The organism is Streptomyces sp. NBC_01622 (assembly GCF_045209635.1).
Taxonomy (GTDB): Bacteria; Actinomycetota; Actinomycetes; order Streptomycetales; family Streptomycetaceae; genus Streptomyces.
The window spans coordinates 8,260,990-8,286,710 of sequence record NZ_CP109293.1; the positions used below are offsets into that span (position 1 = coordinate 8,260,990).

Consider the following 25,721-nt stretch of genomic DNA (forward strand, 5'->3'; position numbering starts at 1 on the left):
GACCCTAGCTGGGCTGCTCGATCTGCTGCGCGATGTAGAGCGCCTCGCCGAGCTGCTCGATCAGCTGGAGCTGCGTGTCGAGGTAGTCGATGTGGTGCTCCTCGTCCTCGAGGATGTCCTCGAAGATGTTCGCGGACGTGACGTCGCCCTTCGCGCGCATCACCTCGATACCCCGCTTGAGGCGGTCGATCGCCTCGACCTCCACCTGCCGGTCCGCCTGGAACATCTCGGTGACCGTCTGACCGACCCGGACGTGGAACAGCCGCTGGTAGTTCGGCAGACCGTCGAGCATCAGGATGCGCTCGGTGATCCTGTCCGCGTGCTTCATCTCGTCGATGGATTCTTCACGCGTGTACTTGGCGAGCTTGGTCCAGCCGTTGTTGTCCTGGATGCGGTAGTGCAGCCAGTACTGGTTGATCGCGGTCAGCTCACCGGTGAGCTGCTCGTTCAGGAACTCGAGGACCTCGGGGTCGCCCTGCATCGCAGAGGCTCCTTCCAAAACAAGGGAACTGGCGGGTTGCGCCGCATGATTGCACCGGCGCGAAGAGGCCGTCCAGTAAGTGCATGCTTAGTAGGAGTTGCCCGAATCCACCCAGGGCCGGTCATGTGCACCGGCCCCCGTCTGTCAGGATGGAGCCATGGGTCAGAGAGGGGTCGAACAGTCCGAGCTGCCGCCCGGCCAGCGACTTCAGCGCGGCTGGCCGGTCACCCACTACGGCCCGGTCCCCAAGTTCCGCCCCGAGCGCTGGGAGTTCAGGGTCTTCGGCGCCACGGCCGACGGTGACAAGCACTGCTGGAACCACGACGAGTTCACGGCTCTGCCCTACGACTCGGTCGTGGCCGATCTGCACTGCGTCACGAAGTTCAGCATGCTGGGCGCCGAATGGGGCGGCATCCCCGCCCGCACGATCCTGGAGACCGCCCCGCCGTCACCCGCCGTCACCCATGTCATGGTCTGGGCGGAGTACGGCTTCAGCGCCAACCTCCGGCTCGCCGACTTCGCCGCCGACGGCACCATCTTCGCCACCCACAAGGACGGCGAACTCCTCACCGCCGAACACGGCTTCCCGCTCCGCCTGGTCGTCCCCCACCTGTACGCCTGGAAGGGCCCGAAGTGGGTCCGGGGCGTCGAGTACATGACGGCCGACCGGCGCGGGTTCTGGGAGGAGCGCGGGTACCACAACGTCGGGGACCCGTGGAAGGAACAGCGGTACTCGTACCAGGAGGGGCCCGGCGAGGGTCCCGAACTATGAGTCCCTGAGCTTCTTCAGCCGCTCCACGTCCGCCGCGTGCCCTTCCCTGCCGCCGGGCGTCTCGATGATCAGCGGTACGCCCGCGGTCGCCGGGTGGGTCATCAGCGCGCGGAACGGTTCCTCGCCGATGTGCCCGGAACCGATGTTCTCGTGGCGGTCCTTGTGGGCGCCGACGACGTCCTTGGAGTCGTTGGCATGGATCAGTTTCAGCCGCCCCTCGCCCACCGTGTCCACCAGCAGATCGAGCGTCTGGTGCATCCCGCTCGGACCGGTCAGATCGTGCCCGGCGGCGAAGATGTGGCACGTGTCCAGGCACACGCCCAGCTTCGGATGGGCGTCCAGCGCCTCGAAGTACGGCCCGAAGTCCCAGGTCCGCGAACACAGCGACGAACCCTGGCCGGCCGTCGACTCCAGCAGCAGGAACGGGTCGTCGTCATGGGTGAGTTCGTCCAGCAGCGGCAGCAGCCGCTCCCGCACCTGCGCCAGCGCCACCGCCCGCTCCCGCCCACCCGTCGCACTCCCGGTGTGCACGACCACACCGAGCGCGCCGATCTCCCGTCCCCGCCGGAGCGAATGCCGTAGCGACTCCACCGATTTTTCTACGGTGGCCTCGGTGTGCGAGCCGAAGTTGATCAGGTACGGCGCGTGCACGTACGTCGGGATCGACTCGGCCGCGCACACCGCGCGGAACTCCTCGTCCTGGCGCGGGTTCCCGACCGGTGTGGCCCAGCCGCGCGGGTTGGCGACGAAGACCTGCACGGTCTCGGCGGCCAGCTCACGGGCGTAGGACAGCCCCACGGAGTGGAGACCGCCGGCCACCGGGACATGGCCGCCGACGGGGTTGCGGGAAGGGATGCGGGAGGGGGACGCGCTGCTCACCCGTCCAGGGTGTCACGCGCGCGTGCCGCCCCCGTCACCGGATGGTGATCGTGATCGTCGACCCCTTGGGGGCCTGCTCGCCCGCGTCCACGGACTGGCTCTTCACGGTGTCGCCGAACAGGCCGAGCAGTCCGCGGTCCTCCTTGACCTTGAAGCCGGACTCCTCAAGGAGCTTCGTCGCGGCGTCGACGCTGGCGCCGACCGCGTTCGGGACCTCGACCATCTCCGGGCCCTTGGAGAGTGTCAGCGTCACCGTGTCGCCCGCGGCGGCCTGGCTGTCGCCGGCCGGGGTCTGCTGGGCGACCTGGCCCGCGTCGTACTCCGAGGTGACCTCGGTGTCGGACACCTTCACCGTGAGACCGGCCTCCTGAAGGTCCGACTTCGCGTTGTCCAGGTCCTCACCGGTGACGTCGGGCACGTCGACCGCGCTGCCCTTGCTGACGGTCAGGGCTATCGCGGAGCCCGCGTGGCGCTCGGTGCCCGCCTCGGGGTCCGTGCTGATCACGAAGTTCTTGGGGACGTCGTCGCTGAACTCCTTGGTGACCATGCCGGCCGCCAGCCCGTCCTGCTTCAGCAGGGCCTGCGCCTTGTCCAGGACGAAGCCCGTCAGATCGGGCACCTTCACGGTCTCCGGCCCGTCCGAGATGGTCAGGGTCACCGAGTCGTTGTCCCGGATGCGGGCGCCGGCCACCGGGTCGGTGCTGATGACGGTGCCGCGCTTCACGGTGTCGCTGTAGGCGTGCTTCACCGACTTGACGTCCAGACCCGCCTCCTTCAGCCGCTCCTTCGCCTGCGGCTCGGTCTTCGCCAGCAGCGGCGGGACCTTCGTGAACTGGCCGGAGTTGATGTACCAGACGCCCGTCCCGACCCCGATGATTAGCAGTACGGCGGCAATGACCGCCAGCAGCCCGCGCCGGGGCCGCCGTGCGTCGCGCCGCCGGGGCGGCAGCGGCGGCCCGCTCTCGAACCGGCTGGTCCGGTTGAACGGGTCACCGGGCTCGTCGTCCTCGTTGACCGGCAGCGGACGCGGCACGGTCAGCGAGCGCGGGATCACACTCGTACGGTTCTCGGAGTGGGGATGTTCCGAGGTCAGCGCCTGCGGCGGCACCGCGTCCAACTGCTCGTCGCTCAGCCCCGCCCGCGCCTCCCGGACCAGACCGAACAGCGAGACAGCGTCGTACGGCCGGATGTCCGGGGTACGCGCGGTGGCCGTGGCGACCAGCTCGTCCAGCTCGTACGCCAGCCCCGGCACGACGGCCGAAGGCGGCGGGACGTCCTCGTGCAGGTGCTTGTAGAGCACGATCGCGGGGGAGTCCCCGTCGTGCGGCTTCTGGCCGGTGAGCATCTCGTACAGGACGACACCGCACGCGTACACGTCGACCCGGGGGGACGCCGTGCCGCCCTCGATCTGCTCCGGCGCCAGATACGAGACCGTGCCGAGCACGTTCTCCGTGGTGCTGGTGACCGTGTCCACGGACCGGACCAGCCCGAAGTCGGCGACCTTGACCCGGCCGTCGTCCCCTATGAGCACGTTCTCCGGCTTCATGTCCCGGTGCACGAACCCGGCCCGGTGCGCGGCACCCAGCGCGGCCAGCACCGGCTCCAGGATGTCCAGCGCGGCACGCGGCTGCAGCGCCCCGCGCTCGCGCAGCACGTCCCGCAGGGTGCAGCCGGCGACGTACTCCATCGCCAGATAGACGTACGTCCCCTGGGCGCCCTGGTCGAAGACCTGCACCACGTTCGGATGCGCCAGCCGCGCCACCGACTTGGCCTCGCGGATGAACCGGTCGACGAAGGAGGCGTCGGCCGCCAGCGTCGGGTGCATCACCTTGAGCGCGAGGACCCGGTCCAGGCGGGTGTCCACGGCCCGGTAGACCGTGGCCATCCCGCCGACGGCGATCCGCGCGTCGACGCGATAGCGGCCGTCGAGCAACTGCCCGACGAGAGGGTCATGAAGGGTCGTATCCACGCAGGTGAGTGTACGAGCCGAGGCTGACAGCACCGCCTTTTCGGCCAGTTTCGGGGCGGTACTGCAGCCGAGCTGTGACGGATCCCACCCTGGGGAGCGGGAGTTCAGAACGCCGGACGTTCGGGGTCCAGACGGGCCAGGCCGGTCGTCGGAGACGACGCCTCGGCGAAGTGCCTACGGGGGATACGCCCCGCCCGGAACGCCAGCCGCCCCGCCTCCACCGCGCTCCGCATCGCGGACGCCATCAGCACCGGCTCCTGCGCCCGCGTCACCGCCGAGGCAAGCATCACACCCGCGCACCCCAGCTCCATCGCGAACGCCGCGTCGGACGCCGTACCGGCCCCCGCGTCCAGAATCACCGGCACGCGCGCGTGCTCGGTGATCAGCTGGAAGTTGTGCGGATTGCGGATACCGAGCCCGGAACCGATCGGCGACCCCAGGGGCATGATCGCCGCACACCCGACGTCCTCCAGCTTCCGCGCCAGCACGGGATCGTCGTTCGTGTACGGCAGCACCGTGAACCCGTCGTCGACCAGGGTCTCGGCGGCGTCCAGCAGCTCGATCGGGTCGGGCAGCAGGGTGCGCTCGTCCGCGATCACCTCAAGTTTGACCAGTGCCGTCCCGAGCGCCTCCCGCGCGAGCCGGGCCGTCAGCACCGCCTCGCCCGCCGTGAAGCAGCCCGCGGTGTTGGGCAGCACCCGGATGCCGAGCCGCTCCAGGACGGACAGCACCGAACCGTGCACGGAAGCGTTCACGCGCCGCATCGCGACCGTCGTGAGCTCCGTCCCGGAGGCGACCAGCGCGCGCTCCAGGACGTCGAGGCTGGGCGCGCCCCCGGTGCCCATGATCAGCCGGGACGTGAAGGACGTACCACCGAGGACGAAGGGGTCGTCGGCCATGGGTCAGCCTCCTTGGACGGCGGTGAGGACCTCGACGCGGTCCCCCTCGGAGAGGGAGGTCGAGGGCCACTCCGCGCGCGGGACGACGGTTTCGTTGAGGGCGGCGGCCACCCCGGAGGGCGACGGGGCCAGGGTGCGCACAAGGGTGTCGAGAGCCGTGCCGGGCGCGATCACCCGGGGCTCCCCGTTGACGGAGACGTTCATGCGGGCTGCTCCACGAGTGCCGTGCGTTCCGCGCGGGCGAACCGCTTCGGGGTGAACGGGCGTGCCTCGTCCGGGAGTTCGCCGGTGGCCAGGGCGTGTGCGAGGGCGTCGCCGGTGACCGGCGTGAGCAGCACGCCGTTGCGGTAGTGCCCGGTGGCCAGCAGCAGTCCCGGCAGTTCGGTCGGGCCCAGCAGCGGCGCGTTGTCGGGGGAGCCCGGGCGCAGTCCGGCCCGGGTCTCGGTGAGCGGCAGTTCGGTGATCCCGGGGACCAACTCGTGGGCGTCGCGCAGCAGTTCGTAGACACCGCCGGCGGTCACCGTGGTGTCCCAGCCCAGTTCCTCGCTGGTCGCGCCGACGACCAGCTCGCCGTTCTCGCGCGGCACCAGATAGACGTGGCTGCCACGCACCACGGCCCGCACGGTCCTGCTCAGGAACGGCGCGTACCGCTCCGGCACGGTCAGCCGCAGCACCTGCCCCTTCACGGGCCGTACGGGCGGCAGGACGTCGCCTGGGACCCCGGCAAGCCGCCCGCTGAGGCTGCCGCCCGCGAGCACCACCTGGTCCGCGCCCAGCACATCACCCTCACGCGTGACGACCCCCGTGGCGCGGTCCTGCCCGACCGTGAGCCGCTCGGCCCACGTCCGGTGGAAGGCGACCCCGGCGCGCTCGCACGCGGCCACCAGGGCGCCCGCCAGCCGCCGCGGGTCGACCTGGTGGTCCCCGTCGACCCGGAGCCCCCCGCGCACCCCCGGTGCGAGCATCGGCTCCAGGCGCCGGCAGTCGCGCCCGGACAGCCACTCGGAGTCCAGGCCCGACCGGTGCTGCAGGGCGTGCAGTTCACGGAGGTGGGCGCGGTCGTCGGCGTCCAGGGCGACGGCCAGGGTGCCGCAGCGCCGGTAGCCGAGGTCGAGGCCGGTGAGGTCGGTCAGCTCGGCCGCGAAGTCCGGGTAGCGCTGCGCCGAGGCCAGGTTGAGGGCGAGCAGCGTCTGTTCGCCGTAGTGCAGTTCCGTGACGGCGGCCAGCATCCCGGCGGCCACCTGCGCGGCCCCGCCGCCCGGGTCGGGGTCCACGACGGCGGTGGCGAACCCGCGTTGCGCGGCCCGCCAGGCCGTGACCAGGCCGATGATCCCGCCCCCGACGACGAGGACGTCTGACGTACGTGTAGGCATGGGCGTCCAGCCCCTCCCTTCGCCGGCATGACCCGGATCAGGTTCGTACGGTCGGAGGCCGCCAGCCTCCCTCTCAGCCCGGTGCGTCCGGACTCCCGCGAGTGCTTGTACGTTGGCCACCCTAGCCCGTACCCCATGTCCCAGTAAGGGAGCCTCCGTCCATGGTCCGCTCGCTCGAGGGTCTCGTCCTCGCCCCGGTCGCGGACCAGGCACCGGGTCAGGTCGGCACCCGCACCCGGTTCGCCTACCACGAGAAGGACGGCGAGATCTGGGCCGAGTACGCGGGCGGCGACGTCGTACGCGGGCATCTCGTCGGCACGCGCGCGGGGGACCGTCTCGACGAGACCTGGGAGTGGGAGTCGCAGCCGGGGAGCGGGACGAGTGTTGTGGAACAGGTCACTGAACGCGCCCCCTGACTGACGATTTGGCAGGTGTCTATGGTGATCGGATGAGCGAGCAGACACGGGGACAGGGCGCGGGGGCAGGGCGGCGAGTGGTCGTCGTCGGCGCGGGCATGGCCGGGGTGCAGACCGCGGTCGCCCTGCGCGAACAGGGCTTCACCGGCACCGTCACCCTTCTCGGCGCCGAACCCCATCAGCCCTACGACCGGCCCCCGCTGTCCAAGGCCGTCCTGCTCGGCAAGGCCGAGGGCTCCGCCTTCGACGTCGACTTCGAGGCGCTCGGCATCGAACTCCGGCTCGGGCGCGAGGTGTCGGGCCTGCGCCCCGGAGACCACGAACTGGACACTGCCGAGGGCCCGGTGCCCTACGACGTCCTCGTCCTCGCCACCGGCGCCGAACCGATCCGGCTGCCGGGCGCCGACGGCATCCCCGGGGTGCATCTGCTGCGCACCCTGGACGACGCCGAGCGGCTGCGGCCGGTGCTCGCGCGGCAGCACGACATCGTGGTCGTCGGCGCGGGCTGGATCGGCGCCGAGTTCGCCACGGCCGCGCGCGAGGCGGGCTGTGCGGTGACCGTCGTAGAAGCCGCCGACCGGCCGCTCGCGGGCGCGCTGCCCGCCGACGTGGCCGCGCCGATGGCCGCCTGGTACGCGGACGCCGGAGCCGTGCTGCGCACGCACACGCGCGTGGAGCGCGTCGAACCCGGCGCGGTGGTCCTCGACGACGGCACCCGGCTGCCCGCCGGAGCCGTCGTGGTCGGGATCGGCGCCCGCCCCGCCACCGGCTGGCTCGCGGACTCCGGCATCGAGCTGGGCGCCCACCGCGAGGTCGTGGCCGACGACCGGCTGCGCACCTCGGTGCCGGACGTGTACGCGGTCGGCGACTGCGCCTCCTTCCCTTCGGGAAGGTACGGCGAGCGCCTTCTCGTCCACCACTGGGACAACGCCCTCCAGGGCCCGCGCACGGTCGCCGCGAACATCGTCGGCCAGACCCCGGCGGTCTACGACCCGGTGCCGTACTTCTGGTCCGAGCAGTTCGGCCGCTTCGTCCAGTACGTCGGCCATCACGCGTCCGCCGACACGACCCTGTGGCGCGGCGACCCGGCCACCCCGGCCTGGACCTTCTGCTGGCTGCGCGGGGACCGCCTGGTGGCCGTTCTCGCGGTCGGCCGCCCCCGTGACCTGGCCCAGGGCCGCCGCCTGATCGAGTCGGGCACGCCGATGAATCCCGGGCCGCTGGCGGACCCTTCTCTCCCGATGAAGGCCGCTATCGCCTAGTTCGTCCCCCCGAGTCGGACCGGCCCGGCTTCCGACTGTCAGTCCGGGATGGCACGCTGTTTACGTGACCGAGATTGACGCAAAGATCGATGCTCTCGTCCCCGCCTGGCTCACGCTGCCCGACATCGCAGAGATGCTCGATGTCGAGGTGACACGCGTGCGGCAGCTGGTCAAGGAGGGCCAAGTCATCGCCGTACGCCGTGGTGAGAACCGCGCGCTGCACGTCCCCGCCGCCTTCATCGACGGGGCCGAGCAGAAGGTCGTCAAGGGCCTCACGGGGACCCTGACGCTCCTGCGGGACGACGGCTTCTCCGACGAAGAGATGCTGGAGTGGCTCTTCACCCCCGACCCCAGCCTGCCCGGCACCCCCGCGCAGGCCCTGAGCGAGAATCGCGGCACGGAGGTGAAGCGCCGCGCCCAGGCGCTCGCCGTCTGACCCGGACGACCGGCTGACCCGGACGACCGACCGGTGTACGGGCCGCGGCACGCTCGCCCGCGGCCCGTACACGGCACCACCGCGCAACGAAGACGAACGACAACGGGGGACACACGCATGCCCGACACCGCAGCCGCCGTACGCGCGGAACTCGCCGACGCCCGGGTCTACCTCTGCACGGACGCCCGCAGACGCCAGGGCGACCTCGCCCAGTTCCTGGACGCGGTCCTGGCCGGCGGGGTCGACATCGTGCAGCTGCGCGACAAGGGCATGGAGGCCGCCGAGGAGCTGGAGCACCTCCAGGTGTTCGCCGACGCCTGCGCCCGGCACGGCAGACTGCTCGCGGTCAACGACCGCGCGGACGTCGCCCATGCCGCCGGCGCCGACGTACTGCACCTGGGGCAGGGCGACCTCCCGGTCCCCGCGGCCCGCGCGATCCTCGGCGACGACGTCCTGATCGGCCGCTCCACGCACGCGGAGGCGGAGGCGGCCGCAGCCGCCGTCCAGGAGGGCGTGGACTACTTCTGCACCGGCCCGTGCTGGCCGACCCCCACCAAACCCGGCCGTCACGCCCCGGGCCTCGACCTGGTCCGGTACACGGCTGCCCTGGGCACCGACCGCCCCTGGTTCGCCATCGGCGGCATCGACCTCGGCAACCTCGACGAGGTGCTCGAAGCGGGCGCCCGCCGGGTCGTCGTCGTACGGGCGATCACGGAGGCCGACGACCCGGGCGCGTCAGCGGCCGAGTTCGCCAAGCGGCTCCGGCAGCCCTGAGAGCGGTCCGGGTGTCGGGCTGTTGTCCGGTGGGTGGACAACAGGACGACAAATCAGGCAAATTTCCGGTTCCGGTTGGGTGACCGCCGTCCCCTGACTAACCTGCGGGTATGGCCTTCGGAATCGCATCCACCAGGACCGATCGCGCACGGACGGTGCGCGACATGCTCGCGACCGGCAAGAACACGTACTCGTTCGAGTTCTCCGCGCCGAAGACCCCCAAGGGTGAGCGAAGCCTGTGGAGCGCGCTGCGGAGGGTCGAGGCGGTAGCCCCCGACTTCGTCTCCGTGACCTACGGCGCCGGCGGTTCGACCCGCGCGGGCACCGTCAAGGAGACCGAGCAGATCGTCGCCGACACCACGCTCACCCCGGTCGCCCACCTCACCGCGGTCGACCACTCCGTCGCCGAACTGCGCAACATCATCGGCCAGTACGCCGACGCCGGGATCCGCAACATCCTCGCCGTGCGCGGCGACCCGCCCGGCGACCCCATGGCCGACTGGGTGGCGCACCCGCAAGGCCTGACGTACGCGGCCGAACTGGTGCGGCTCATCAAGGAGTCGGGCGATTTCTGCGTCGGCGTCGCCGCCTTCCCGGAGCTGCACCCGCGCTCCCCGGACTGGGACACGGACGTCAGGCACTTCGTCGACAAGTGCCGGGCCGGCGCCGACTACGCGATCACCCAGATGTTCTTCCGCCCGGAGTCGTATCTTCGCCTGCGCGACCGCGTCGGCGCCGCGGGCTGCGCCACCCCGGTCATCCCCGAGGTCATGCCGGTGACCAGCGTGCGGATGCTGGAGCGGTTGCCGCAGCTCAGCAACGCCGTCATCCCGGACGCTCTGAAAGAGCGAATCCTCACAGCCAAAGACGATCCGGCGGCTGTACGCTCGATCGGGATCGACTTCGCCACGGAGTTCTGCGCCCGGCTGCTGGCCGAGGGAGTGCCCGGACTGCACTTCATCACGCTCAACAACTCCACGGCGACGCTGGAAATCTACGAGAACCTGGGCCTGCACCACCCACCGCGGGCCTAGACCGGCCGCCCGGACATACGACACACTGCGTAGCGGCCACTGGGAGAGGGGCGTACATGGGCTGGACGGTCCTCTACATCGCGTTCGGCATCGTCGCACTGTGGTTGCTCGGTGAGGTGCTGCTGCAGTACAAGGCGCGGCTGCGCTGGCGACTGCTCGCCTTCGTCGGCTTCCTGGGCGTCGTGCTCGGCGTCCTGATGCCCTCCGTCGTCGTGATCGGACTGGGCGCGGTGGCCTTCGCCATCGGCCAGACCTATGTCACCCTGTCGTTCCGCCGCGGCTTCGAAGCCGGCTGGGCGGTCTCCGGGCGACCGGGCGCCGGCGGTTTCATGCGCCGCGGCGGCGAACCGGACGAGCAGGACCCGGGCCTGGAGGCCTCCGGCCTGGACTCGACCGGCGCCCAGCCCGCATTCCAGGAGTACGGCCAGAACAAGTCCGACTTCGGTGCGGACGGCGACTACGACCGCGACGACGTCTTCACCCCGAACCGGCCGCTCGACCCCACGGCCGCCGAGACCACCTCGGTCTACGAGCCGCAGCCCCTGCCGGACGACACCGGTTCCTACGGCGTCTACAGCGCCACCGCGTACGCGAACGCCGCCGACCCGAACTACGCGGGCACGGACCAGGCCTACGCGGCAGCGGCGGCCGGCCAGACCCAGGACCAGGCCTACGCGGCGGCCGACCAGCAGCAGTACGGCTACGACACCTACTCCGGCTACGACCAGCAGCAGTACGGCTACGACACGACCGGCCAGCAGCAGTACGCGGCCTACTCCGACCCGTACATCGGCACCCAGACCTACGGCGGCGCCACGTACGACACGGGCTACGACGGCCAGCAGCAGTATCCCCAGCAGGGCTACACGCAGGACCAGTACGGCAACGGCTATGTCGGCGAGACCCCGGCCGGCGGGGTGTGGGTCCCGCAGCAGCGCAATGACGAGACCTACGGCGGCGAACTCCCGGCGGATCAGCAGTACTACCAGGGCGACGGCCAGCAGCAACAGCAGCAGCCGCAGTCGGGCCCCGGTTACGACGAGCAGTACCGTTTCTGAAGCCTACTGAGACCCTCTGAACTGCGGCCCCTCCACGATCAGTCCGGCCACCAGCGCGCCGGACATACCGGCGTGCGGGAGCCCGCCGCCGGGGTGCGACCAGCCGCCGACGCGGTAGAGACCGGGCAGGCGTGTGGCGTTGGCCGGATGGAGGAAACGGCCCCGGCCGGCGGCGAGCGAGGGTGCGGGCACGGCTCCGGAGCGGGCGCCGGTCTCGCTCTCCGTGTCCCCGGGTGTGCGCACCTCGTGCCACAACAGGCGCTCCCGCAGACCCGGCACGGCGGACTCGGCGGCCTTGAGGAGGAAGTCGGTGTAACGCGCGACCGTGCTCTCCTCCCCCCAGCCGGCCTCGCTCGACAGCACGGCGGACACCACCGCCGACTCGTGCTCGCCGTCCGGCCGCAGCGCGGGGTCGTCGGGGCGCAGCACCGTCACCGTGGGGCAGCGGGGCTCGTCGCCGCCCGGGGAGGCCAGGAAGTCCAACTCGGCCTCGCGGTCCGGGGCGTGGACCACCGTCCGATGGGCGGCTCCGGCCTCGCGCGCACCGCGCAGGGCCAACAGGAGTGTCAACCGCACCGGCCGGGGCGAGTCGGGGTCGGCCCGCACGTCACCGTCCCCGTCCAGCGGACGATCCGTCAGGGCCCGCAGCCGCGCGGGGTCCACATCCGCCACGACATGGTCCGCGTCGACCACGGTCCCGTCGGCCAGTTCGACTCCCGCCGCCCGCCCGTCCTTCTCCAGGACCCGGGTGGCCTCGGTCCCGAAGACGAACTCGACCTTCCGCGCCACGCACCGCTCGTACACCGCATGCGCCAACTCCCGTATGCCGCCCCGCACATACCAGGTGCCGAAGGCGTGCTCCATGTACGGCAGCACGGCCGCGCCGGCCGGAGCGGACCGGGGATGGAGGCCGTACGCGAGGGCGTGGCTCTCCAGGAGGGCCGTCAGGCGCTCGTCGCGCAGCTCCCAGGCGCCGATCTCGGCGAGGGTGCTCGCCCGGCGGGTGCGCAGCAGCTTCTTGTGCGGGACCGCCGGATAGGGCTCCTGCTCGGCCAGCACCGACCAGTTGGGCCACAACGGCTCCTCCAGGAGGGGCCTGCGGGTGCGGTCCCAGGCCTCGCGGGCCCGGATCAGGAAGTCGCCCCAGCGCTGCCCCGCGCCGGCGCCCAGCGCCTCGTCCAGGGCCGTGACGACGCCCGCGCGGGAGGCGTTCGGCAGCGACACCTCCGTGCCGTCCGCGAAGACGTGTCGCGAGGACGGGTCGACCTGGACCAGCTCGACCAGGTCCTCCAGCGGCTCCTTGCCGGTCTTGATGAACAGGTCGCGGTAGACCGCGGGGACGGGCAGCAGCCCGGGGCCGGTGTCGAAGGAGAAACCGTCCCGCTCGAAGCGGCGCACCGCACCGCCGTACGTCTCCGTACGCTCGTACACCGCCACCCGGTGGCCCGCGACGGCCAGCCGGGCAGCGGCCGCCATCGCGCCCATGCCGGCGCCGATCACCGCAATCCGTGCCATGCCTGCGACTTTATCGGCCACCACTGACAGTCCGGTCACGGGTCGTCACCACGGCGATCGGTGCGGTGGCCCTCCCACCTGCGAGGCCAGCCGTTTCTCCTCCCGGAGCTGGGCCCGGCGGCGCAGGAACCGGCGGATCCGCGAGACCAGGAAGAACAGGACCGTCAGCCCGGCCGCCAGCAGCACGGCCGCGATGATCGCCGCCGCCTGGGGATGGAACATCGCGAACGAGACGATCCCGCCGACCCCGAGGTCCTCCGCGAGACTCATGACCACATTGCTGAACGGCTCAGGCGAGGTGTTGATCGCCATCCGTGTCCCGGCCTTGACCGTATGACTGGCCAGCGCCGTCGAACCGCCGATCAGTCCCGCCGCCACATCGTTCAGCGAACCGCTGTGCCCGGCGAGCACCGCGCCGACCCACGCCCCGGCGGCCGGCCGGATCAGGGTGTGCACGGAGTCCCACACGGAGTCGACGTAGGGGATCTTGTCGGCGACCGCCTCGCACAGGAACAGCACGGCCGCTGTGACGAGGACCTCAGGGCGTTGCAGCGACTCGGGGACGGCGTCGCTCACCCCGGTCGCGCCGAAGACACCGAGCAGCAGCACCACCGCGTAGGCGTTGATGCCGCTGGCCCAGCCGCTGGTGAAGACCAGGGGGAGTACGGACACGGGGGCGATAGTAACCACTCGGCAACAGGGCGTCCTGGGCCTGAGTGCGTACGGCTGAGTATGCGTACCTAGGGGGTGAGATGAGTACGCGCGCGGATGGGGTGCGACCTGCGCGAACGAGAGAGTGGAGACACGGAAAGGGGCGCGGCTCCGGTACCGCCGACACGGGGCGGCGGAACGGGGCCCGCGCCCTTGGCCGCTCCTTCCGCCGGAACGTCGGCGGAAGCGAGGCACGGGGGAACCCAGGGGGACTGACCGACGGGGGTTCCAACAGGGGGAACGTACGGGGGAAGCACAAGGGAGCGCCGGTTCGGGGCGGCCCGCGGGGGACGCGGCCACAACGGACCGGCGCTTCTGTGCGTGCTCTTCTTGTGTGCCGCCTCAGCGGTCTCCGCTCACCCGCCCCTGGAGCAGCCGGGACAGCGCCGAGTGGACGTCGTCCAGGGAGCGCTCCGGCTGGAACGACTGCCAGTCCAGGGCGGCCACCAGGACCATCCCGACCAGCGCCGCCGCGGTCAGCCGGACATCGATCTCAGGGCTGAACTCGCCGTTCGCCACGCCCGCGTGCAGCACGTCCTCGATGGCCGCGTTCACCTGCTGCCGCACCACCATGAGCGTGGACTGCCAGGCGCGGTTGGTGCGCCACAGCTCGGCCACGTAGAGCTGGGTGAAGGACGGGTAGCGGGCGATGAAGCCGAGGCCCGCGCGGATCATCGCGTCCAGGGCGTCCACCTTGCTGCCGCCGTCCCGCGCGGTCTGCTCGGCGGCCTCCCTCAGGGATGCGGTGAGGAGGCCCACACCGTGTCGCAGCAGTTCCTCGAAGAGGACGGACTTGCTCGCGAAGTTGTAGTAGACGGTGCCCTTCGCGACCCCGGCACGCTCGGCGATCTCGTCCACCGTGGTGGCCGAGAAGCCCTGTTCTGCGATGAGCGTGACGGCCGCCTCGTAGAGCTTCTGCCGGGTGGCCTCGCGGCGCGTGCTGCCGCCCGACGGGGTGCTGCTGCTTTCCATGGGCCTGATTGTCACAGGCTCGGCTGCCGCCGCGGGCACGGGTGTCGAGGTCCCGCGCGCGCTCACAGGCTCAGCTCCGGGTGTAGCCGGTCGAGCGTCCACACCTGGCGGCGGCGCGCCGACAGCGCGGTCAGCGCGAGCGCACCCGCGGTGAAGGCGACGAGGACCACGCACGCGTGCCACACGGGTTCCGGACCGCCGCCCGTGATGAGCCTCCGTAGTGCCTCGACGACGTAACTCATCGGCAGGAAGGGGTGGATCGCGTTGAAGAAGCCCGGGCTGGTCTGTACCGGATAGGTGCCGCCCGCCGACGTCAACTGGAGCATCAGCAGGGCGAGTACGAGGATCCGGCCCGCCGCCCCGAAGCACGCGTTCAGCCACTGCACGATCGCCGCGAAGCACGCCGTCACCAGGAACAGGAAGCCGACCGTGCCGGCCGCGTGCGTCATCTGCAGACCGATCGCCCAGTGCAGTACGGCCATCAGGGCCACCGTCTGGAGCATCCCGACCGCCACCACCGGCAGCCAGCCCGCGAGCGCGATCCGCCGGGCCGGGGCACCGGCGGCGAGCGCGCGCCGGTTCATGGGCGCGATCAGCATGTACGCCACCATCGCGCCCACCCACAGGGACAGCGGGATGAAGTACGGGGCGAATCCGGTGCCGTAGTTGGGCGCCTTGTGCAGGTTCTGGGAGGCCAGTTGGACCGGGTCGGCCATGACCCCGGTGCGCTGCTCGCGGTCCTGCTTGTCGTAGTCGGGGATCTGGGCGGCGCCGTCGTGCAGTCCCCCGGCGAGCTTCCCGGAGCCGTCGACGAGCTTGTACAGGCCGCTGCTGAGGTCCACGGCGCCCGTCTTCAGCTTGCCGACCCCGGTGTCCAGGGCGGTCGCGCCGGTCTTGGCCGTGCCGAGCCCGGTGTGCAGCGTCTTGGCGCCCGCGGCGACCTTCCCGGCGCCGTCGTTCAGCTTGTTGATCCTGGCCACCGCGTCGTCGAGGTCCTCGGAGAGGTGCGGTGCGCGGTCGGCGAGCGCCTGGGCCTGCGTCTGAAGGGTGCGCAGATTCGTGTCGAGCTTCTTCAGGTCGCCGTTCTGATCGGCCACCAGGCTGTCGACGTCGTCGGCGACCTTGGCCACGTCCGCGGCGGCCTGGGCGGCCTTCTTCAGGTCGGGGCAGGCGGTGTCGTCAAGGACGGCGGTTTCGCAGCGCGCCCTGTAGACGTCGTTCAGGGTGTCGGACGCCGCGTGCGCTCCCTTGGCGGCGACCGGGGCCGTCTTCACCAAGGTGCCCAGGTTGGCGCGGATCGTCCTGGCCGAGTCGGCGACCAACTGGGCCGCGTCCCCGATGGACTTCTCGTTGTCCTTCAGGAAGGGCCCCACCCTGCCGGCGACCCCGTTGACCGTGTCCGAGAGGGTCTGTGTCCCGGCCGCCACCTGCCGCGAACCGTCCTCCAGGTCGCCCGCGCCCGTGTCGAGCTTCGCCAGGCCCTTGAAGAGCTTCCCGCTGCCCTTCTTGGCGTCCTTCAGGCCATCGGCGAGATCCTTGGAGCCCGCCTCGGCCGTACCGATGCCGCCCTTGAGCCGATCGGCGCCGTCGGCCGCTTTCACGGTCTGGCCGTGGATGTCGGAGAACGACACGAAGATCCGGTCCAGGAAGGTCCGCGAGGCCTTGGTGGAAGCGGCCGAGCGCACCTCGCTGAACACCGTCCGGGAGATCTGGCCGACGATGTAGTTGTTCGCGTCGTTCGTGCGCACCTGGAGCGCGCCCGTCTCCGGGGAGTCGCCCGCACTCGAGGCGATGCGCCGGCTGAAGTCGGCCGGCATGGTCAACGACAAGTAGTACGTGCCGTCCTCGACGCCCTTCCGCGCGGTGCCCGCACTCACCTCGTGCCACTCGAACGTCCTGCTCTCGCGCAGCCCTCGGGTGATGTCGTCGCCCGCCGTGAGCTTCTTCCCGTCGGCCGTCGTCCCCCGGTCGTCGTTGACGAGCGCCACGGGGATGCGGTCCAGGCGGCCGTACGGGTCCCAGAAGGACCACAGGTACAGGGCGCCGTACAGCAGTGGCAGCAGCAGGAGGGCGACGAGCGCGGCGCGCGGCAGCTTGCCCCTGCCGAAGCGCCTGAGCTCAAGCGCGGCCAGTTTGGGCGCGTGCATCGGCCTTCTCCGTTCCCTCGGTGGACACTGCCACGACAGTCGTTCCGGAATCCGCGAGGGACCTCAACAGGTCCCAGATCTCCGCCCGTTCGGCATCCGAGAGCTTGAGATCGACGTCGTCCACACCGAGCAGGGCCGGCCGCCCGACGAGCGCCAGCGCAATGGACAGCCGCAACTCCTGCGGCCGTTCCAGATCCCGTACGGCGGTCCGTGAGCCCTTGGGCAGGGCGTCGAGGTCGAGACCGGCCGCGGTCAGCGCCCGCTCGATCCGCAGTCCCGCATCGACCGCCCTCCCCCACTCTCGACTTCGCTCGAGCGGGGGGACCCCCATGGACCGTGGCCGCAGCATCGCGCGTACGGAGTCCCCGAACCGCCGTTGCAGAGCGGCCCGTTCGCGCAGGTGCTCGCCGACGGTCAGTGCCGGATCGAGGTCGGTGACCCCGGCGACATTGGCCAGCGCGCCGACCCGCCGTACGGCCGCCGACTGCTTCGGCAGCGTCAACTCGCCAACCCGGGCGGTCCCTTCGGACGCCTTCATCCGCCCGGTGAGCGCGAGCAGCAGGCTCGTACGCCCGGACCCCGACGGCCCCTCGACGGCGATCAGCGACCCGGGCCCGGCGTCCAGGGAGATTCCCCGGAACGCCCAGCCACGCGGCCCCTTGACCCCGAAGTCCTCGGCCGTGACACCGACCCCACCCACGCTTCCCCATCCCCTGGTGCCGAACTTTTGAACTGACTGGTCAGTGCAAAAACTAACGCGAACCTTCGATCGAAGCAAAAGCGCAGGTCAGAACGGATTGTCAGTGCCATACCTCACGATGGGCACATACGGCACCAGTGCCGTCACACAGACGACAGGAGGTTCGTCATGGCCAACTCGTCCGCAGCCGCCGCCCGTCGGCGCCGCGCCCCCGGCCCTGCCCCCTCACTGACCGGCCCGGCGAGCGACGTGCACCCCGTGCTCCGCCGGGCCACGGCCCCGCCCGCCGCCCTCGACCTGCTCGCCCAGGCCCGCGCCGGACTGGACGAGGCAGCCGTCCTCGAAACGCCGAACGAGCGTTACGCGACGGCCCACCTCGCCGCCCTGCGCACCGCCGCCGCGGTACTCGCCGCGCGCGCCCAGCCGGAACCCACGGCCCGGCGCCGCGCCCGCATCCGCAGCGCCTGGGAAGTACTCCCCGAGATAGCACCCGAACTCACCGAGTGGAGCGCCCTGTTCGCCTCCGGTGCCCGGCGCCGGGCCCGGGCCGAGGCGGGCATCCAGGGCGCGGCGACCCGCCGGGACGCCGACGACCTCATACGCGACGTGGCGATGTTCCTGCGCCTGGTGGAGCGGATGCTCGTCCTCCAGCCGGTCTTGCCCCAGCCACGCCAGGACCCGGAGCGGCCGGGGGACCGCGCGGGGTAAACGGCGCCCGGGCGAACTCCGGTGATTTACCGCGCCCCGAAAGGGGGCGCGGGGCTGTATCGATATGCGGCTCTGCCGCGTGCGCGCGACCAGCCCCCACCGGCCCGCAGGTTCACCACCGCTCCACCAGCGGAGCGCGTACGTGTTCGCCGCGCGAGACACATGACCGGGTGCGGCACCGGAGGCAATAGGGTGGAGGGCGCCTGAAGCCCTCCCTCCGCCCGCCTCCGGGCCGGGGAGGCAGCCCGTTCGCTCCGCCGTGCACAGGCGGTGCCGCGCCGAGGAGTCAACTGCCGTGTCGGACCCGAGCCGCCCCCGCGCCTCCCTCCGTACCGCCGTGGTCTGGGACGTCCTGCAGGACGCCCTCGACCGCCGGGTCAAGGCCACGGGTCGGGACGCGCTGGACGTCCTCGACACCGGAGGGGGCAGCGGCAACTTCGCGGTGCCCGTCGCCCGCCTCGGCCACCGGGTCACCGTCGTCGACCCCAGCCCGAACGCGCTGTTCGCGCTGGAGCGCCGCGCCGCCGAGGCCGGTGTCGCCGACCGCGTGAAGGGCGTCCAGGGCGACGCGCACGGCCTCTTCGACGTGGTCGAGCGCGGCGGCTACGACGCGGTGCTGTGCCACGGAGTCCTGGAGTACGTCGAGGACCCCGCCGAGGGTGTCCGCACGGTGGTGGCCGCGCTGCGCCCCGAGGGCGTCCTCAGCCTGCTCGCCGCCGGACTCGGCGGTGCCGTCCTCGCGCGCGCCCTCGCCGGCCACTTCACGGAGGCCCGCCAGGCCCTCGCCGACCCGAACGGCCGCTGGGGCGCCGCCGACCCCGTCCCGCACCGCTTCACCGCCGAGCAGCTCACCGCGTTCGTCGAGGGCGCGGGCCTCGACGTCGGCGCCGTGCACGGGGTGCGGGTCTTCGCCGACCTGGTTCCCGGTGTGCTCGTGGACACCGAGCCCGGCGCCCTGGACGCGCTGCTGAAGCTGGAGGCCGCGGCGGCCGAGCTCCCGGCGTACCACTCCGTGGCCACGCAGCTTCATGTGCTCGGCGAGACGCGGGGTGCCGGGGAGGCGTGAGTGGCCTCCCGCGACGGAGCCCTGATCAGGGGCTCGGCCGCACATGGAGTACGCCACAGGCCCCCCGATCGCGGGCCCGGCGCCGTATGATCGAGGGAGACCGCCCGGCATGACGGGACGGCAGCTGGGGAATGGAAGCTTCAGCGAGCCGGAACGGCCATGGCGGATTCCGGTTGGTCAATTGGCGTAGAGGGGCGGGTTTCACGGGGGCGATTCCCTGCCTATCCTGAAGGGACCCCCCGGGTCGCCCCGGCGACTGCACGATGAGGAGGACTCCGTGCCGCTCTCGGAGCACGAGCAGCGAATGCTCGAGCAGATGGAGCGAGCGCTGTACGCCGAAGATCCCAAGTTCGCGACAGCGCTTGAGGGAAGCGGGCTGCGCACGTACACCCGGCGACGGGTCTACCAGGCGGTGGCCGGCTTCCTCGTAGGTATTGCGCTCCTCATGGCAGGAATGGTCGCACAGCAGATTTGGGTCAGCGTGGTGGGATTCCTCGTCATGCTGGGCTGTGCGGTACTCGCCGTGACCGGCTGGCGCAAGGCTCCGAAGCCTGGCGAACAGCCCGCCGCGGGCGCTCCGCACGCCCGCCGCCAGGGACGGCAGCGGCGCTCGGTCATGGATCGTATCGAGCAGCGCTGGCAGCGCCGCCGCGACGAGCAACAGGGCCAGTAACGGCGGCCCGGCTCCGCACGACGCGAGGCGCCCCAGAACACGAGTGAGGGGGTGACCACCGAACCGGTGGTCACCCCCTCCCGTATGCCCTGGCCCCTCCGCCGCTTCCGCGGAGGGGCCAGGGCATCAGCCCTGCTGTCCCGAGGGCTTGCGCAGAGTCGGCCGGATCGCCGCCGCCCGCGCTGTCACGGACGCCCACCAGGCCGACAGCGCCCACACCACCCGGACGGTCGAGCGCGGGGCGATCACCGCGCGCAGTCGCGTGGAGCGGCTTGCCGTGTCCTGGAAACCGACGACCACCCGGCGCACGTCCTGCGCGAGCCCCGCCGCCGGCTGCGGCCTGGGGGCGTAGAGGACCTGCTCCACGGCGTCCGCCACCCGGTGCACCGAGGTGGCGGTCGGCGGATCGAGATGCCCGAGCCGCACGATCCGGGCGGCGGCCTTGCGCGGGGTCAGCGAATCGTCCGGTGAGATCCCGAAGTCCCAGGCCGTATCGGTCAGTTCCTCCCAGACCGCCAGCGTGTGCATGGCCGCGTCAGCCGCCGTACGGCCGTGCGCGCCCAGCCGTACCGAGCGCGTCCGGGCCCGCCACAGCATCGGCGAGAACGGGACCGTCAGCAGCAGCAGTGCGCCCAGGCCCAGCAGCGACATCCGCAGATACCACCACGGGCCCCTGCCGTCGTCGCCCGCCGCGAGCGCCGGGGCCTGGCTCTCGCAGCCCTCCACCTTCTTCAGCTGGGCCGTGCAGCTCTCGCTCGCCGAGGGGGCGGCCGAGGGCGCGGAGCTCGCCGCGGCCGAGGAGCCGGCCGGGTCAGGGATGTCGCTGCCTGGGGTGGTCGACTGGGTGTACGACGGCACCGAGCCCCGGTTGGGGGTCGGCTCGAAGCGGGTCCAGCCGATGCCCTCGAAGTACAGCTCGGGCCAGGCGTGCGCGTCCTTCAGGCCCACCGACACGGTCTGGTTCGCCTCCGGGGTGCCGGGTGCGAAGCCCACCGCGACCCGGGCCGGGATGCCCAGGGTGCGGGCCATCGCCGCCATCGCGAAGGAGAAGTGGACGCAGAAACCCTGCTTGTCCTTGAGGAACTTCGCTATCGCGTTGCGGCCGGTACCGACGTCCACCTGGGTGTCGTACTGGAAGCCGCCGGTCACCGCGAAGTAGTCCTGGAGCTTGACCGCCTGCTCGTACGCGTTGGCCGAGCCCGCGGTGACCCGGCGGGCGGTCTGGGCCACCACCGCCGGCAGCGAGTTCGGCACCTTGGTGTACTGGGTCTCCAGGGCCTTCGACGGTGCCGGCGCGGTGGCCAGCTGCTCCGCGGTCGGCTCCACGTCCAGGCTGGTGACCGTGTATGTCACCCCCCGCGTGTTCTGGCCGTGGTCGCCCACGACCGTCATGCCCACGGGCTCGTAGCGCCAGCTGCCGTCGATGTTCACGCCGCTGGGCGGGTACGGCATCGGCAGCCAGTCCTGGGCGTACCAGTCCGCGGCCGAGATCCGGGTCGTGATCTTCGAGCGCTTGACGTCGGCGCCGAGACCGGTCGGCGTGGGGAACGTGTCCGGCACGCCTTCGATGTGCCGCTGCGACGGCTTCCAGGTGATGCCGTCGAAGTCGTCCAGGGACACGATCCGCAGATACATGTCCGAGAGGTCGTTCGAGTCGGTGCGCAGGGACAGGACCTGGCGGTTCTCGTCCACGTTCAGGCTGTCGCGCAGCGAGACCAGCGGGTTGACCGCGGAGATCGTGCCGCCGCCCCCGGTGCCCGCGCCCACACCGGTCCCGGCGGCGTCCAGCAGACCGCCCGAGATGGTGGGCAGCGGCAGCAGGGCGATGGCCACCGCGACCGCGCCGATCCGCCGTCCGGTGCGGACCGGGGCGAGCGGCCCGGAGGAGTCCGAGCCCGGGGCGGTGCGTGGCGCCCCGCCGAAGACCCGGCCCCACTGGGCGAGCCGGTCCCGGCCCTCGGACAGCAGCAGCATCAGATAGCCCGCCGCCGCGAACAGGAACCACAGCCAGTCGTAGCCGCTGTTCGACAGCCCGGCGGCCACCGAGTACAGGGCGAGCAGCGGCAGCCCGGCCGGGGCCGCGCTGCGGAAGGTGACCGCGAGCGTGTCCACCGCGAGGCCGATCACCAGCACACCGCCGATGATCATCAGTCGGATGCCGTCGTGCAGCGGTGCCGGGATCGCGTACCGGGAGACGTCGTCGGAGCCCTGCTGCAGCAGATCGCCGAAGTGCTGGAAGGTCTCGGGGCCCGGGACGATCCCGGCGAAGGCCTGCGCCCGCGCGAAGACCAGGGTCAGCATCAGCAGCGTGACCAGGGCCTGCGCCGCGACGGTCAGCGGCCGGGCCAGCGGGACCCGCCGGGTCGCCGCGCCCACCCCGGCCTGGATCGCCAGCATGAAGCCGGCCTGGAAGATCCAGATCGCCGGGGAGACCAGGGGGATCAGCGCGGTGGACGCCAGCATCGTCGCCGCCCAGGCGCAGAGCGCCAGTCGTGCCCGCCCGCTCATCCCCATCCCTCCCCGAGACCGGCCGCGGTGATGCCGTTGCGCTCCCGGTCGGCCTGCCGCCACAGCTCGGTCAGGGACGCGCCGCGCGGTACGCCCACGGCGGTCCAGCCCGCGTCGCGCAGCATCCGCAGCCGCTCCTCCTGCTCGTTCTCCGGCCCGGGTACGTCGGTCGGCTCGCGCACCCAGCCGCCGCTGTCCAGCACGAAGGCGAGGGCGCCCCCGCTGCGCTGCCGCATCCGGGCGACGATCGCCGCCTGTTCCTCGTCGAGGTCGCCGAAGAAGGCCACCAGCAACCCTTCGTTTCCGCCGCGCAGCAGGTCGTAGGCCCGGGACAGGCCGGCGCCGTCCGAGTGGTCGATCACCGCGAGGGTGTCCATCATCAGCCCGGCCGCGTCCGCCGACCCCTGGCTCGCGCCCGCGAACCCGTCGGCGCCCTCGCCAGGCACCGAGTTGCCGGTGTCGGTCAACAGCCGTACGGAGAAGCCCCGTTCCAGCATGTGCACCAGGACGGAGGCGGCGCCCGAGACGGCCCACTCGAAGGCCGAGTCCGGGCCCTGGCCCGCGAAGGCGATGCCCCTGGTGTCGAGGAGCACCGTGCAGCGGGCGCGCTGCGGCTGCTCCTCGCGGCGCACCATCAGCTCGCCGTAGCGGGCGGTGGAGCGCCAGTGCACGCGGCGCAGGTCGTCGCCGTAGCGGTAGCCGCGCGGGATCACGTCGTCCTCGCCGGCCAGGGCCAGCGAGCGGTTGCGTCCGTCGCCGTACCCCTTGGCCTCGCCGCTGAGGCGGACCTGGGGCAGGGCCTCCACGCGCGGGATCACGGTCAGGGTGTCGAACGTCGAGAAGGAGCGGGTCAGTTCGCACATCCCGAACGGGTCCGTCAGCCGCAGCTGCAGCGGGCCCAGGGGATAGCGGCCGCGCAGATCGGAGCGGACCCGGTAGGACACCTCGCGTCGGCCGCCCGCCTCCACCCGGTCCAGGACGAACCGGGGGCGCGGGCCGAGCACGTACGGCACCCGGTCCTGGAGCATCAGCAGGCCCGTGGGCAGCCGCGAGACGTTGTCCATCCGCAGATGGACGCGGGCCTCGCTGCCGGCGGGCACGCGCGCGGGGGAGAGCCGGCGGCTGCCGGCGACCCGGTACCGGGTGCGGTAGAGCACGGTCGCACAGACCAGGGGCAGCACGGCCAGCAGCAGTCCGACCCGGAGCAGATCGCCCTGCCCCAGGACGTACGCGCAGACGGCCGCCGCGATACCGGCGGCCAGGAAAGAGCGGCCGCGGGTGGTCAGCCCCGCCAGGGCCGTGCGGACACCGCCCTTCTCGTCCCGCTCGGGTTCCGGGACCCCCGGCCCCCCTACGGCCATCACAGCCTCCGGGGCGGCTGCTCGCCGTAGGACGCAGTGCCGCGGCCCATGCCGAAGCTGCTCTGCTGCGGCGGCGCCGCGGGCACGGGGGTGCGCTGCAGGATCTCCTGGACGACCTGCTCCGCCGTACGCCGGTTCAGCTGGGCCTGGGCGGTGGGCAGCAGGCGGTGGGCCAGGACCGCGACCGCGAGCGCCTGGATGTCGTCCGGCAGCGCGTACTCACGGCCGCTCAGGGCGGCGGACGCCTTGGCCGCGCGCAGCAGATGCAGCGTCGCGCGCGGGGAGGCGCCGAGTCTGAGGTCGGGGTGGGTGCGCGTGGCGGAGACCAGGTCCACCGCGTATCTGCGCACCGCGTCGGCGACATGGACGCCGCGGACCGCCTCGACCAGCTTGACGATGTCGTGCGCGTGGGCCACGGGCTGGAGGTCGTCCAGCGGGTTCACCCCGCCGTGGATGTCCAGCATCTGCAGCTCGGCCTCCGCGCTGGGATAGCCGATGGAGACCCGGGCCATGAAGCGGTCGCGCTGGGCCTCGGGGAGCGGATAGGTGCCCTCCATCTCGACCGGGTTCTGCGTGGCGACCACCATGAAGGGGCTGGGCAGCTCGTAGGTCTGGCCGTCGATGGTGACCTGGCGCTCCTCCATGGACTCCAGGAGCGCGGACTGCGTCTTCGGCGAGGCGCGGTTGATCTCGTCGCCGATCACGATCTGCGCGAAGATGGCGCCCGGTTTGAACTCGAAGTCCCGCTGCTGCTGGTCCCAGATGGACACACCTGTGATGTCCGAGGGCAGCAGGTCTGGCGTGAACTGGATTCGCCGCACCGAACAGTCGATCGACCGTGCCAGCGCCTTGGCCAGCATTGTCTTGCCCACGCCCGGAACGTCCTCGATCAGAAGATGTCCCTCGGCGAGCAGCACGGTCAGCGAAAGCCGTACGACCTCGGGCTTGCCCTCGATCACTCCTTCCACCGAACTGCGGACTCGCTCCACAGTGGCGGTCAGATCTGTAAGGCTCGCTCGATCGTCATAGGTCGTCACCCGGCCCTCCTCGGCCCGTTCTTTCCATGGGCCGGCGCACGCACTGCGGACCGGCCCACCCCGAAACACGGACGGCACGCGGGAAAAGTTCCGCGTGACGCCACACCCGCATTCTTGTTGCCGTTACCGGTTCGTGTCACTCGCCTGTGGACAACTGCCTTCGCTTTGTCGGGTCTTACGACCCTTTGGGCGGTCCGAGGCGCGAGCTTTTCGGGGCGGGCCGGTGCGTCAGGCGGGGTCGATCTCGCGCAGCAGACCCGACTTCACGTCGAACACGAAGCCGCGCACATCATCAGTGTGCAGCAGGAACGGCGAGGTGCGCACACGCTGCATGGACTGCCGTACGTCCTGCTCCACGTCCCGGAAGGCCTCCACGGCCCAGGCGGGGCGCTGGCCGACCTCCATCTCCAGGTCGTGCCGGAACTCCTCGGTGAGGGACTCCAGGCCGCAGCCGGTGTGGTGGATGAGCACGATGCTGCGGGTGCCGAGCGCCCGCTGGCTGATGGTGAGGGAGCGGATGACGTCGTCGGTGACGACACCGCCCGCGTTGCGGATGGTGTGGCAGTCGCCGAGTTGGAGGCCGAGCGCCGCGTGCAGGTCGAGACGGGCGTCCATGCAGGCCACGACGGCCACCTGGAGGACGGGGTGGGCGTCCATCCCGGGATCGGTGAACGCGGCGGCGTACTGCCCGTTGGCCTCGACGAGGCGGTCCGTCACGGTCCCGCCGTCTGTTATGGCGCCTTCGGACTCTGTGGGTACGGATGCGGAGGTCGTCATACCTATGACGGTACTGGTCACCGGCGGTGCGGTCTTGGCGCGGGATGGGAAAAAGAGCGTCATTGTGTCCTCTTGTGAGGTAACCCACACGGGTGGCGGGGGTGCGCCTGCGTGGGTGATTCTTCCCGTTTTGAGGCTTCGCACGCGCCCCGGTCCGCGACGCGCAGGCCGGTTGATTGACCGTGAGACAGCG

Annotated in this window: 25 protein-coding genes and 1 riboswitch; of the genes, 10 read left to right on the forward strand and 15 right to left on the reverse strand. The window is 71.6% G+C overall.

Annotation, left to right across the window (positions count from 1 at the left end):
• Positions 1 to 4 precede the first annotated feature (4 nt).
• Entirely contained in the window at positions 5 to 481 is a 477-nt protein-coding gene (bfr, locus tag OH768_RS38240; RefSeq protein ID WP_019067787.1) for a bacterioferritin, read from the reverse strand.
• Between the two features lie 157 nt (positions 482 to 638).
• Here bfr and OH768_RS38245 point away from each other — a divergent pair, with 157 nt between their 5' ends.
• Complete coding sequence (locus tag OH768_RS38245) at positions 639 to 1,253, forward strand: sulfite oxidase-like oxidoreductase (protein WP_388109250.1); 615 nt, start codon at positions 639 to 641, stop codon at positions 1,251 to 1,253.
• On the opposite strand, the gene OH768_RS38250 is transcribed toward OH768_RS38245, so the two are convergent.
• From OH768_RS38250 to thiO, 5 genes are all read right to left on the reverse strand, one after another.
• Positions 1,248 to 2,132: a deoxyribonuclease IV gene (locus tag OH768_RS38250; RefSeq protein WP_406460696.1), complete on the reverse strand. Its 885-nt coding sequence runs from the start codon at positions 2,130 to 2,132 to the stop codon at positions 1,248 to 1,250. The genes OH768_RS38245 and OH768_RS38250 overlap by 6 nt on opposite strands.
• Positions 2,133 to 2,166: 34 nt before the next feature.
• Entirely contained in the window at positions 2,167 to 4,101 is a 1,935-nt protein-coding gene (gene pknB, locus OH768_RS38255; protein WP_406460698.1) for a Stk1 family PASTA domain-containing Ser/Thr kinase, read from the reverse strand.
• Positions 4,102 to 4,205: 104 nt separating this feature from the next.
• The gene (locus tag OH768_RS38260) at positions 4,206 to 5,000 is read right to left on the reverse strand and encodes a thiazole synthase (RefSeq protein ID WP_406460700.1); all 795 of its coding nucleotides are present in this window, start codon (positions 4,998 to 5,000) and stop codon (positions 4,206 to 4,208) included.
• A gap of 3 nt (positions 5,001 to 5,003) precedes the next feature.
• Entirely contained in the window at positions 5,004 to 5,204 is a 201-nt protein-coding gene (gene thiS / locus OH768_RS38265; protein ID WP_201049026.1) for a sulfur carrier protein ThiS, read from the reverse strand.
• Positions 5,201 to 6,373, reverse strand: coding sequence for a glycine oxidase ThiO (thiO, locus tag OH768_RS38270; RefSeq protein WP_406460702.1), 1,173 nt, complete (start codon positions 6,371 to 6,373; stop codon positions 5,201 to 5,203). The genes thiS and thiO overlap by 4 nt, the downstream gene beginning before the upstream one ends.
• Positions 6,371 to 6,482, reverse strand: a riboswitch (TPP riboswitch). Its footprint overlaps the gene before it by 3 nt.
• Positions 6,483 to 6,534: 52 nt before the next feature.
• Here thiO and OH768_RS38275 point away from each other — a divergent pair.
• The 6 genes from OH768_RS38275 to OH768_RS38300 all read left to right on the forward strand — a co-directional run bounded on the left by OH768_RS38275 (position 6,535) and on the right by OH768_RS38300 (position 11,353).
• The gene (locus OH768_RS38275) at positions 6,535 to 6,789 is read left to right on the forward strand and encodes a hypothetical protein (protein WP_406460704.1); all 255 of its coding nucleotides are present in this window, start codon (positions 6,535 to 6,537) and stop codon (positions 6,787 to 6,789) included.
• Positions 6,790 to 6,821: 32 nt separating this feature from the next.
• Positions 6,822 to 8,051 (forward strand): NAD(P)/FAD-dependent oxidoreductase, encoded by a 1,230-nt coding sequence (locus OH768_RS38280; protein ID WP_406460705.1) that lies wholly within the window; start codon positions 6,822 to 6,824, stop codon positions 8,049 to 8,051.
• A 64-nt stretch (positions 8,052 to 8,115) separates the two neighbouring features.
• Positions 8,116 to 8,487, forward strand: a complete 372-nt coding sequence (locus OH768_RS38285) for an Rv2175c family DNA-binding protein (RefSeq protein ID WP_019067778.1) — start codon at positions 8,116 to 8,118, stop codon at positions 8,485 to 8,487.
• A 117-nt stretch (positions 8,488 to 8,604) separates the two neighbouring features.
• Positions 8,605 to 9,261, forward strand: coding sequence for a thiamine phosphate synthase (thiE, locus tag OH768_RS38290; RefSeq protein WP_406460707.1), 657 nt, complete (start codon positions 8,605 to 8,607; stop codon positions 9,259 to 9,261).
• Between the two features lie 110 nt (positions 9,262 to 9,371).
• Positions 9,372 to 10,295 carry a methylenetetrahydrofolate reductase [NAD(P)H] gene (gene metF / locus OH768_RS38295; RefSeq protein ID WP_400973535.1) on the forward strand — a complete coding sequence of 308 codons (924 nt, stop codon included), beginning with the start codon at positions 9,372 to 9,374 and terminating at the stop codon, positions 10,293 to 10,295.
• Between the two features lie 56 nt (positions 10,296 to 10,351).
• Positions 10,352 to 11,353, forward strand: coding sequence for a hypothetical protein (locus OH768_RS38300; RefSeq protein WP_406460709.1), 1,002 nt, complete (start codon positions 10,352 to 10,354; stop codon positions 11,351 to 11,353).
• Between the two features lie 3 nt (positions 11,354 to 11,356).
• Here the strand turns inward: OH768_RS38300 and OH768_RS38305 are convergent, their stop codons facing one another.
• From OH768_RS38305 to OH768_RS38325, 5 genes are all read right to left on the reverse strand, one after another.
• Complete coding sequence (locus OH768_RS38305; RefSeq protein WP_406460711.1) at positions 11,357 to 12,868, reverse strand: phytoene desaturase family protein; 1,512 nt, start codon at positions 12,866 to 12,868, stop codon at positions 11,357 to 11,359.
• 45 nt (positions 12,869 to 12,913) lie between these two features.
• Positions 12,914 to 13,540, reverse strand: a complete 627-nt coding sequence (locus tag OH768_RS38310; protein WP_406460713.1) for a DUF4126 domain-containing protein — start codon at positions 13,538 to 13,540, stop codon at positions 12,914 to 12,916.
• A gap of 381 nt (positions 13,541 to 13,921) precedes the next feature.
• Complete coding sequence (locus OH768_RS38315) at positions 13,922 to 14,551, reverse strand: TetR/AcrR family transcriptional regulator (RefSeq protein WP_093625738.1); 630 nt, start codon at positions 14,549 to 14,551, stop codon at positions 13,922 to 13,924.
• Positions 14,552 to 14,613: 62 nt separating this feature from the next.
• The gene (locus OH768_RS38320; RefSeq protein ID WP_406460714.1) at positions 14,614 to 16,698 is read right to left on the reverse strand and encodes a YhgE/Pip family protein; all 2,085 of its coding nucleotides are present in this window, start codon (positions 16,696 to 16,698) and stop codon (positions 14,614 to 14,616) included.
• A complete protein-coding gene (locus OH768_RS38325) occupies positions 16,670 to 17,398 on the reverse strand; it encodes an ATP-binding cassette domain-containing protein (RefSeq protein ID WP_406460715.1) in 729 nt (242 codons plus the stop codon). Before OH768_RS38325 ends, OH768_RS38320 begins: the two co-directional genes overlap by 29 nt.
• Positions 17,399 to 17,566: 168 nt before the next feature.
• Here OH768_RS38325 and OH768_RS38330 point away from each other — a divergent pair, with 168 nt between their 5' ends.
• The 3 genes from OH768_RS38330 (at position 17,567) to OH768_RS38340 (ending at position 19,845) form a co-directional block, all read left to right on the forward strand.
• Entirely contained in the window at positions 17,567 to 18,106 is a 540-nt protein-coding gene (locus OH768_RS38330) for an SAV_6107 family HEPN domain-containing protein (protein ID WP_359604943.1), read from the forward strand.
• A gap of 295 nt (positions 18,107 to 18,401) precedes the next feature.
• Positions 18,402 to 19,172 carry a methyltransferase gene (locus OH768_RS38335; RefSeq protein WP_019067768.1) on the forward strand — a complete coding sequence of 257 codons (771 nt, stop codon included), beginning with the start codon at positions 18,402 to 18,404 and terminating at the stop codon, positions 19,170 to 19,172.
• A 277-nt stretch (positions 19,173 to 19,449) separates the two neighbouring features.
• A complete protein-coding gene (locus tag OH768_RS38340; protein ID WP_355922421.1) occupies positions 19,450 to 19,845 on the forward strand; it encodes a DUF3040 domain-containing protein in 396 nt (131 codons plus the stop codon).
• Between the two features lie 126 nt (positions 19,846 to 19,971).
• Here the strand turns inward: OH768_RS38340 and OH768_RS38345 are convergent, their stop codons facing one another.
• From OH768_RS38345 to OH768_RS38360, 4 genes are all read right to left on the reverse strand, one after another.
• Positions 19,972 to 22,353, reverse strand: a complete 2,382-nt coding sequence (locus OH768_RS38345) for a DUF3488 and DUF4129 domain-containing transglutaminase family protein (protein ID WP_406460716.1) — start codon at positions 22,351 to 22,353, stop codon at positions 19,972 to 19,974.
• Entirely contained in the window at positions 22,350 to 23,714 is a 1,365-nt protein-coding gene (locus OH768_RS38350; RefSeq protein ID WP_406460718.1) for a DUF58 domain-containing protein, read from the reverse strand. Before OH768_RS38350 ends, OH768_RS38345 begins: the two co-directional genes overlap by 4 nt.
• Positions 23,714 to 24,751: an AAA family ATPase gene (locus OH768_RS38355; RefSeq protein ID WP_406460719.1), complete on the reverse strand. Its 1,038-nt coding sequence runs from the start codon at positions 24,749 to 24,751 to the stop codon at positions 23,714 to 23,716. Before OH768_RS38355 ends, OH768_RS38350 begins: the two co-directional genes overlap by 1 nt.
• A 228-nt stretch (positions 24,752 to 24,979) precedes the next feature.
• Complete coding sequence (locus OH768_RS38360; RefSeq protein ID WP_406460720.1) at positions 24,980 to 25,528, reverse strand: beta-class carbonic anhydrase; 549 nt, start codon at positions 25,526 to 25,528, stop codon at positions 24,980 to 24,982.
• Positions 25,529 to 25,721 lie beyond the last annotated feature (193 nt).

What these genes read in the sequence shown, in the direction of transcription:
- thiS (WP_201049026.1), bottom strand. Translation starts at nt 5,204, where the DNA reads ATGAACGTCTCCGTCAACGGGGAGCCCCGGGTGATCGCGCCCGGCACG.
- thiE (WP_406460707.1), top strand. Translation starts at nt 8,605, where the DNA reads ATGCCCGACACCGCAGCCGCCGTACGCGCGGAACTCGCCGACGCCCGG.
- OH768_RS38320 (WP_406460714.1), bottom strand. Translation starts at nt 16,698, where the DNA reads ATGCACGCGCCCAAACTGGCCGCGCTTGAGCTCAGGCGCTTCGGCAGG.
- OH768_RS38345 (WP_406460716.1), bottom strand. Translation starts at nt 22,353, where the DNA reads ATGAGCGGGCGGGCACGACTGGCGCTCTGCGCCTGGGCGGCGACGATG.
- OH768_RS38350 (WP_406460718.1), bottom strand. Translation starts at nt 23,714, where the DNA reads ATGGCCGTAGGGGGGCCGGGGGTCCCGGAACCCGAGCGGGACGAGAAG.
- OH768_RS38315 (WP_093625738.1), bottom strand. Translation starts at nt 14,551, where the DNA reads ATGGAAAGCAGCAGCACCCCGTCGGGCGGCAGCACGCGCCGCGAGGCC.
- thiO (WP_406460702.1), bottom strand. Translation starts at nt 6,373, where the DNA reads ATGCCTACACGTACGTCAGACGTCCTCGTCGTCGGGGGCGGGATCATC.
- OH768_RS38360 (WP_406460720.1), bottom strand. Translation starts at nt 25,528, where the DNA reads ATGACGACCTCCGCATCCGTACCCACAGAGTCCGAAGGCGCCATAACA.
- OH768_RS38305 (WP_406460711.1), bottom strand. Translation starts at nt 12,868, where the DNA reads ATGGCACGGATTGCGGTGATCGGCGCCGGCATGGGCGCGATGGCGGCC.
- OH768_RS38245 (WP_388109250.1), top strand. Translation starts at nt 639, where the DNA reads ATGGGTCAGAGAGGGGTCGAACAGTCCGAGCTGCCGCCCGGCCAGCGA.
- OH768_RS38260 (WP_406460700.1), bottom strand. Translation starts at nt 5,000, where the DNA reads ATGGCCGACGACCCCTTCGTCCTCGGTGGTACGTCCTTCACGTCCCGG.
- OH768_RS38300 (WP_406460709.1), top strand. Translation starts at nt 10,352, where the DNA reads ATGGGCTGGACGGTCCTCTACATCGCGTTCGGCATCGTCGCACTGTGG.
- bfr (WP_019067787.1), bottom strand. Translation starts at nt 481, where the DNA reads ATGCAGGGCGACCCCGAGGTCCTCGAGTTCCTGAACGAGCAGCTCACC.
- OH768_RS38330 (WP_359604943.1), top strand. Translation starts at nt 17,567, where the DNA reads ATGGCCAACTCGTCCGCAGCCGCCGCCCGTCGGCGCCGCGCCCCCGGC.
- OH768_RS38275 (WP_406460704.1), top strand. Translation starts at nt 6,535, where the DNA reads ATGGTCCGCTCGCTCGAGGGTCTCGTCCTCGCCCCGGTCGCGGACCAG.
- OH768_RS38280 (WP_406460705.1), top strand. Translation starts at nt 6,822, where the DNA reads ATGAGCGAGCAGACACGGGGACAGGGCGCGGGGGCAGGGCGGCGAGTG.
- metF (WP_400973535.1), top strand. Translation starts at nt 9,372, where the DNA reads ATGGCCTTCGGAATCGCATCCACCAGGACCGATCGCGCACGGACGGTG.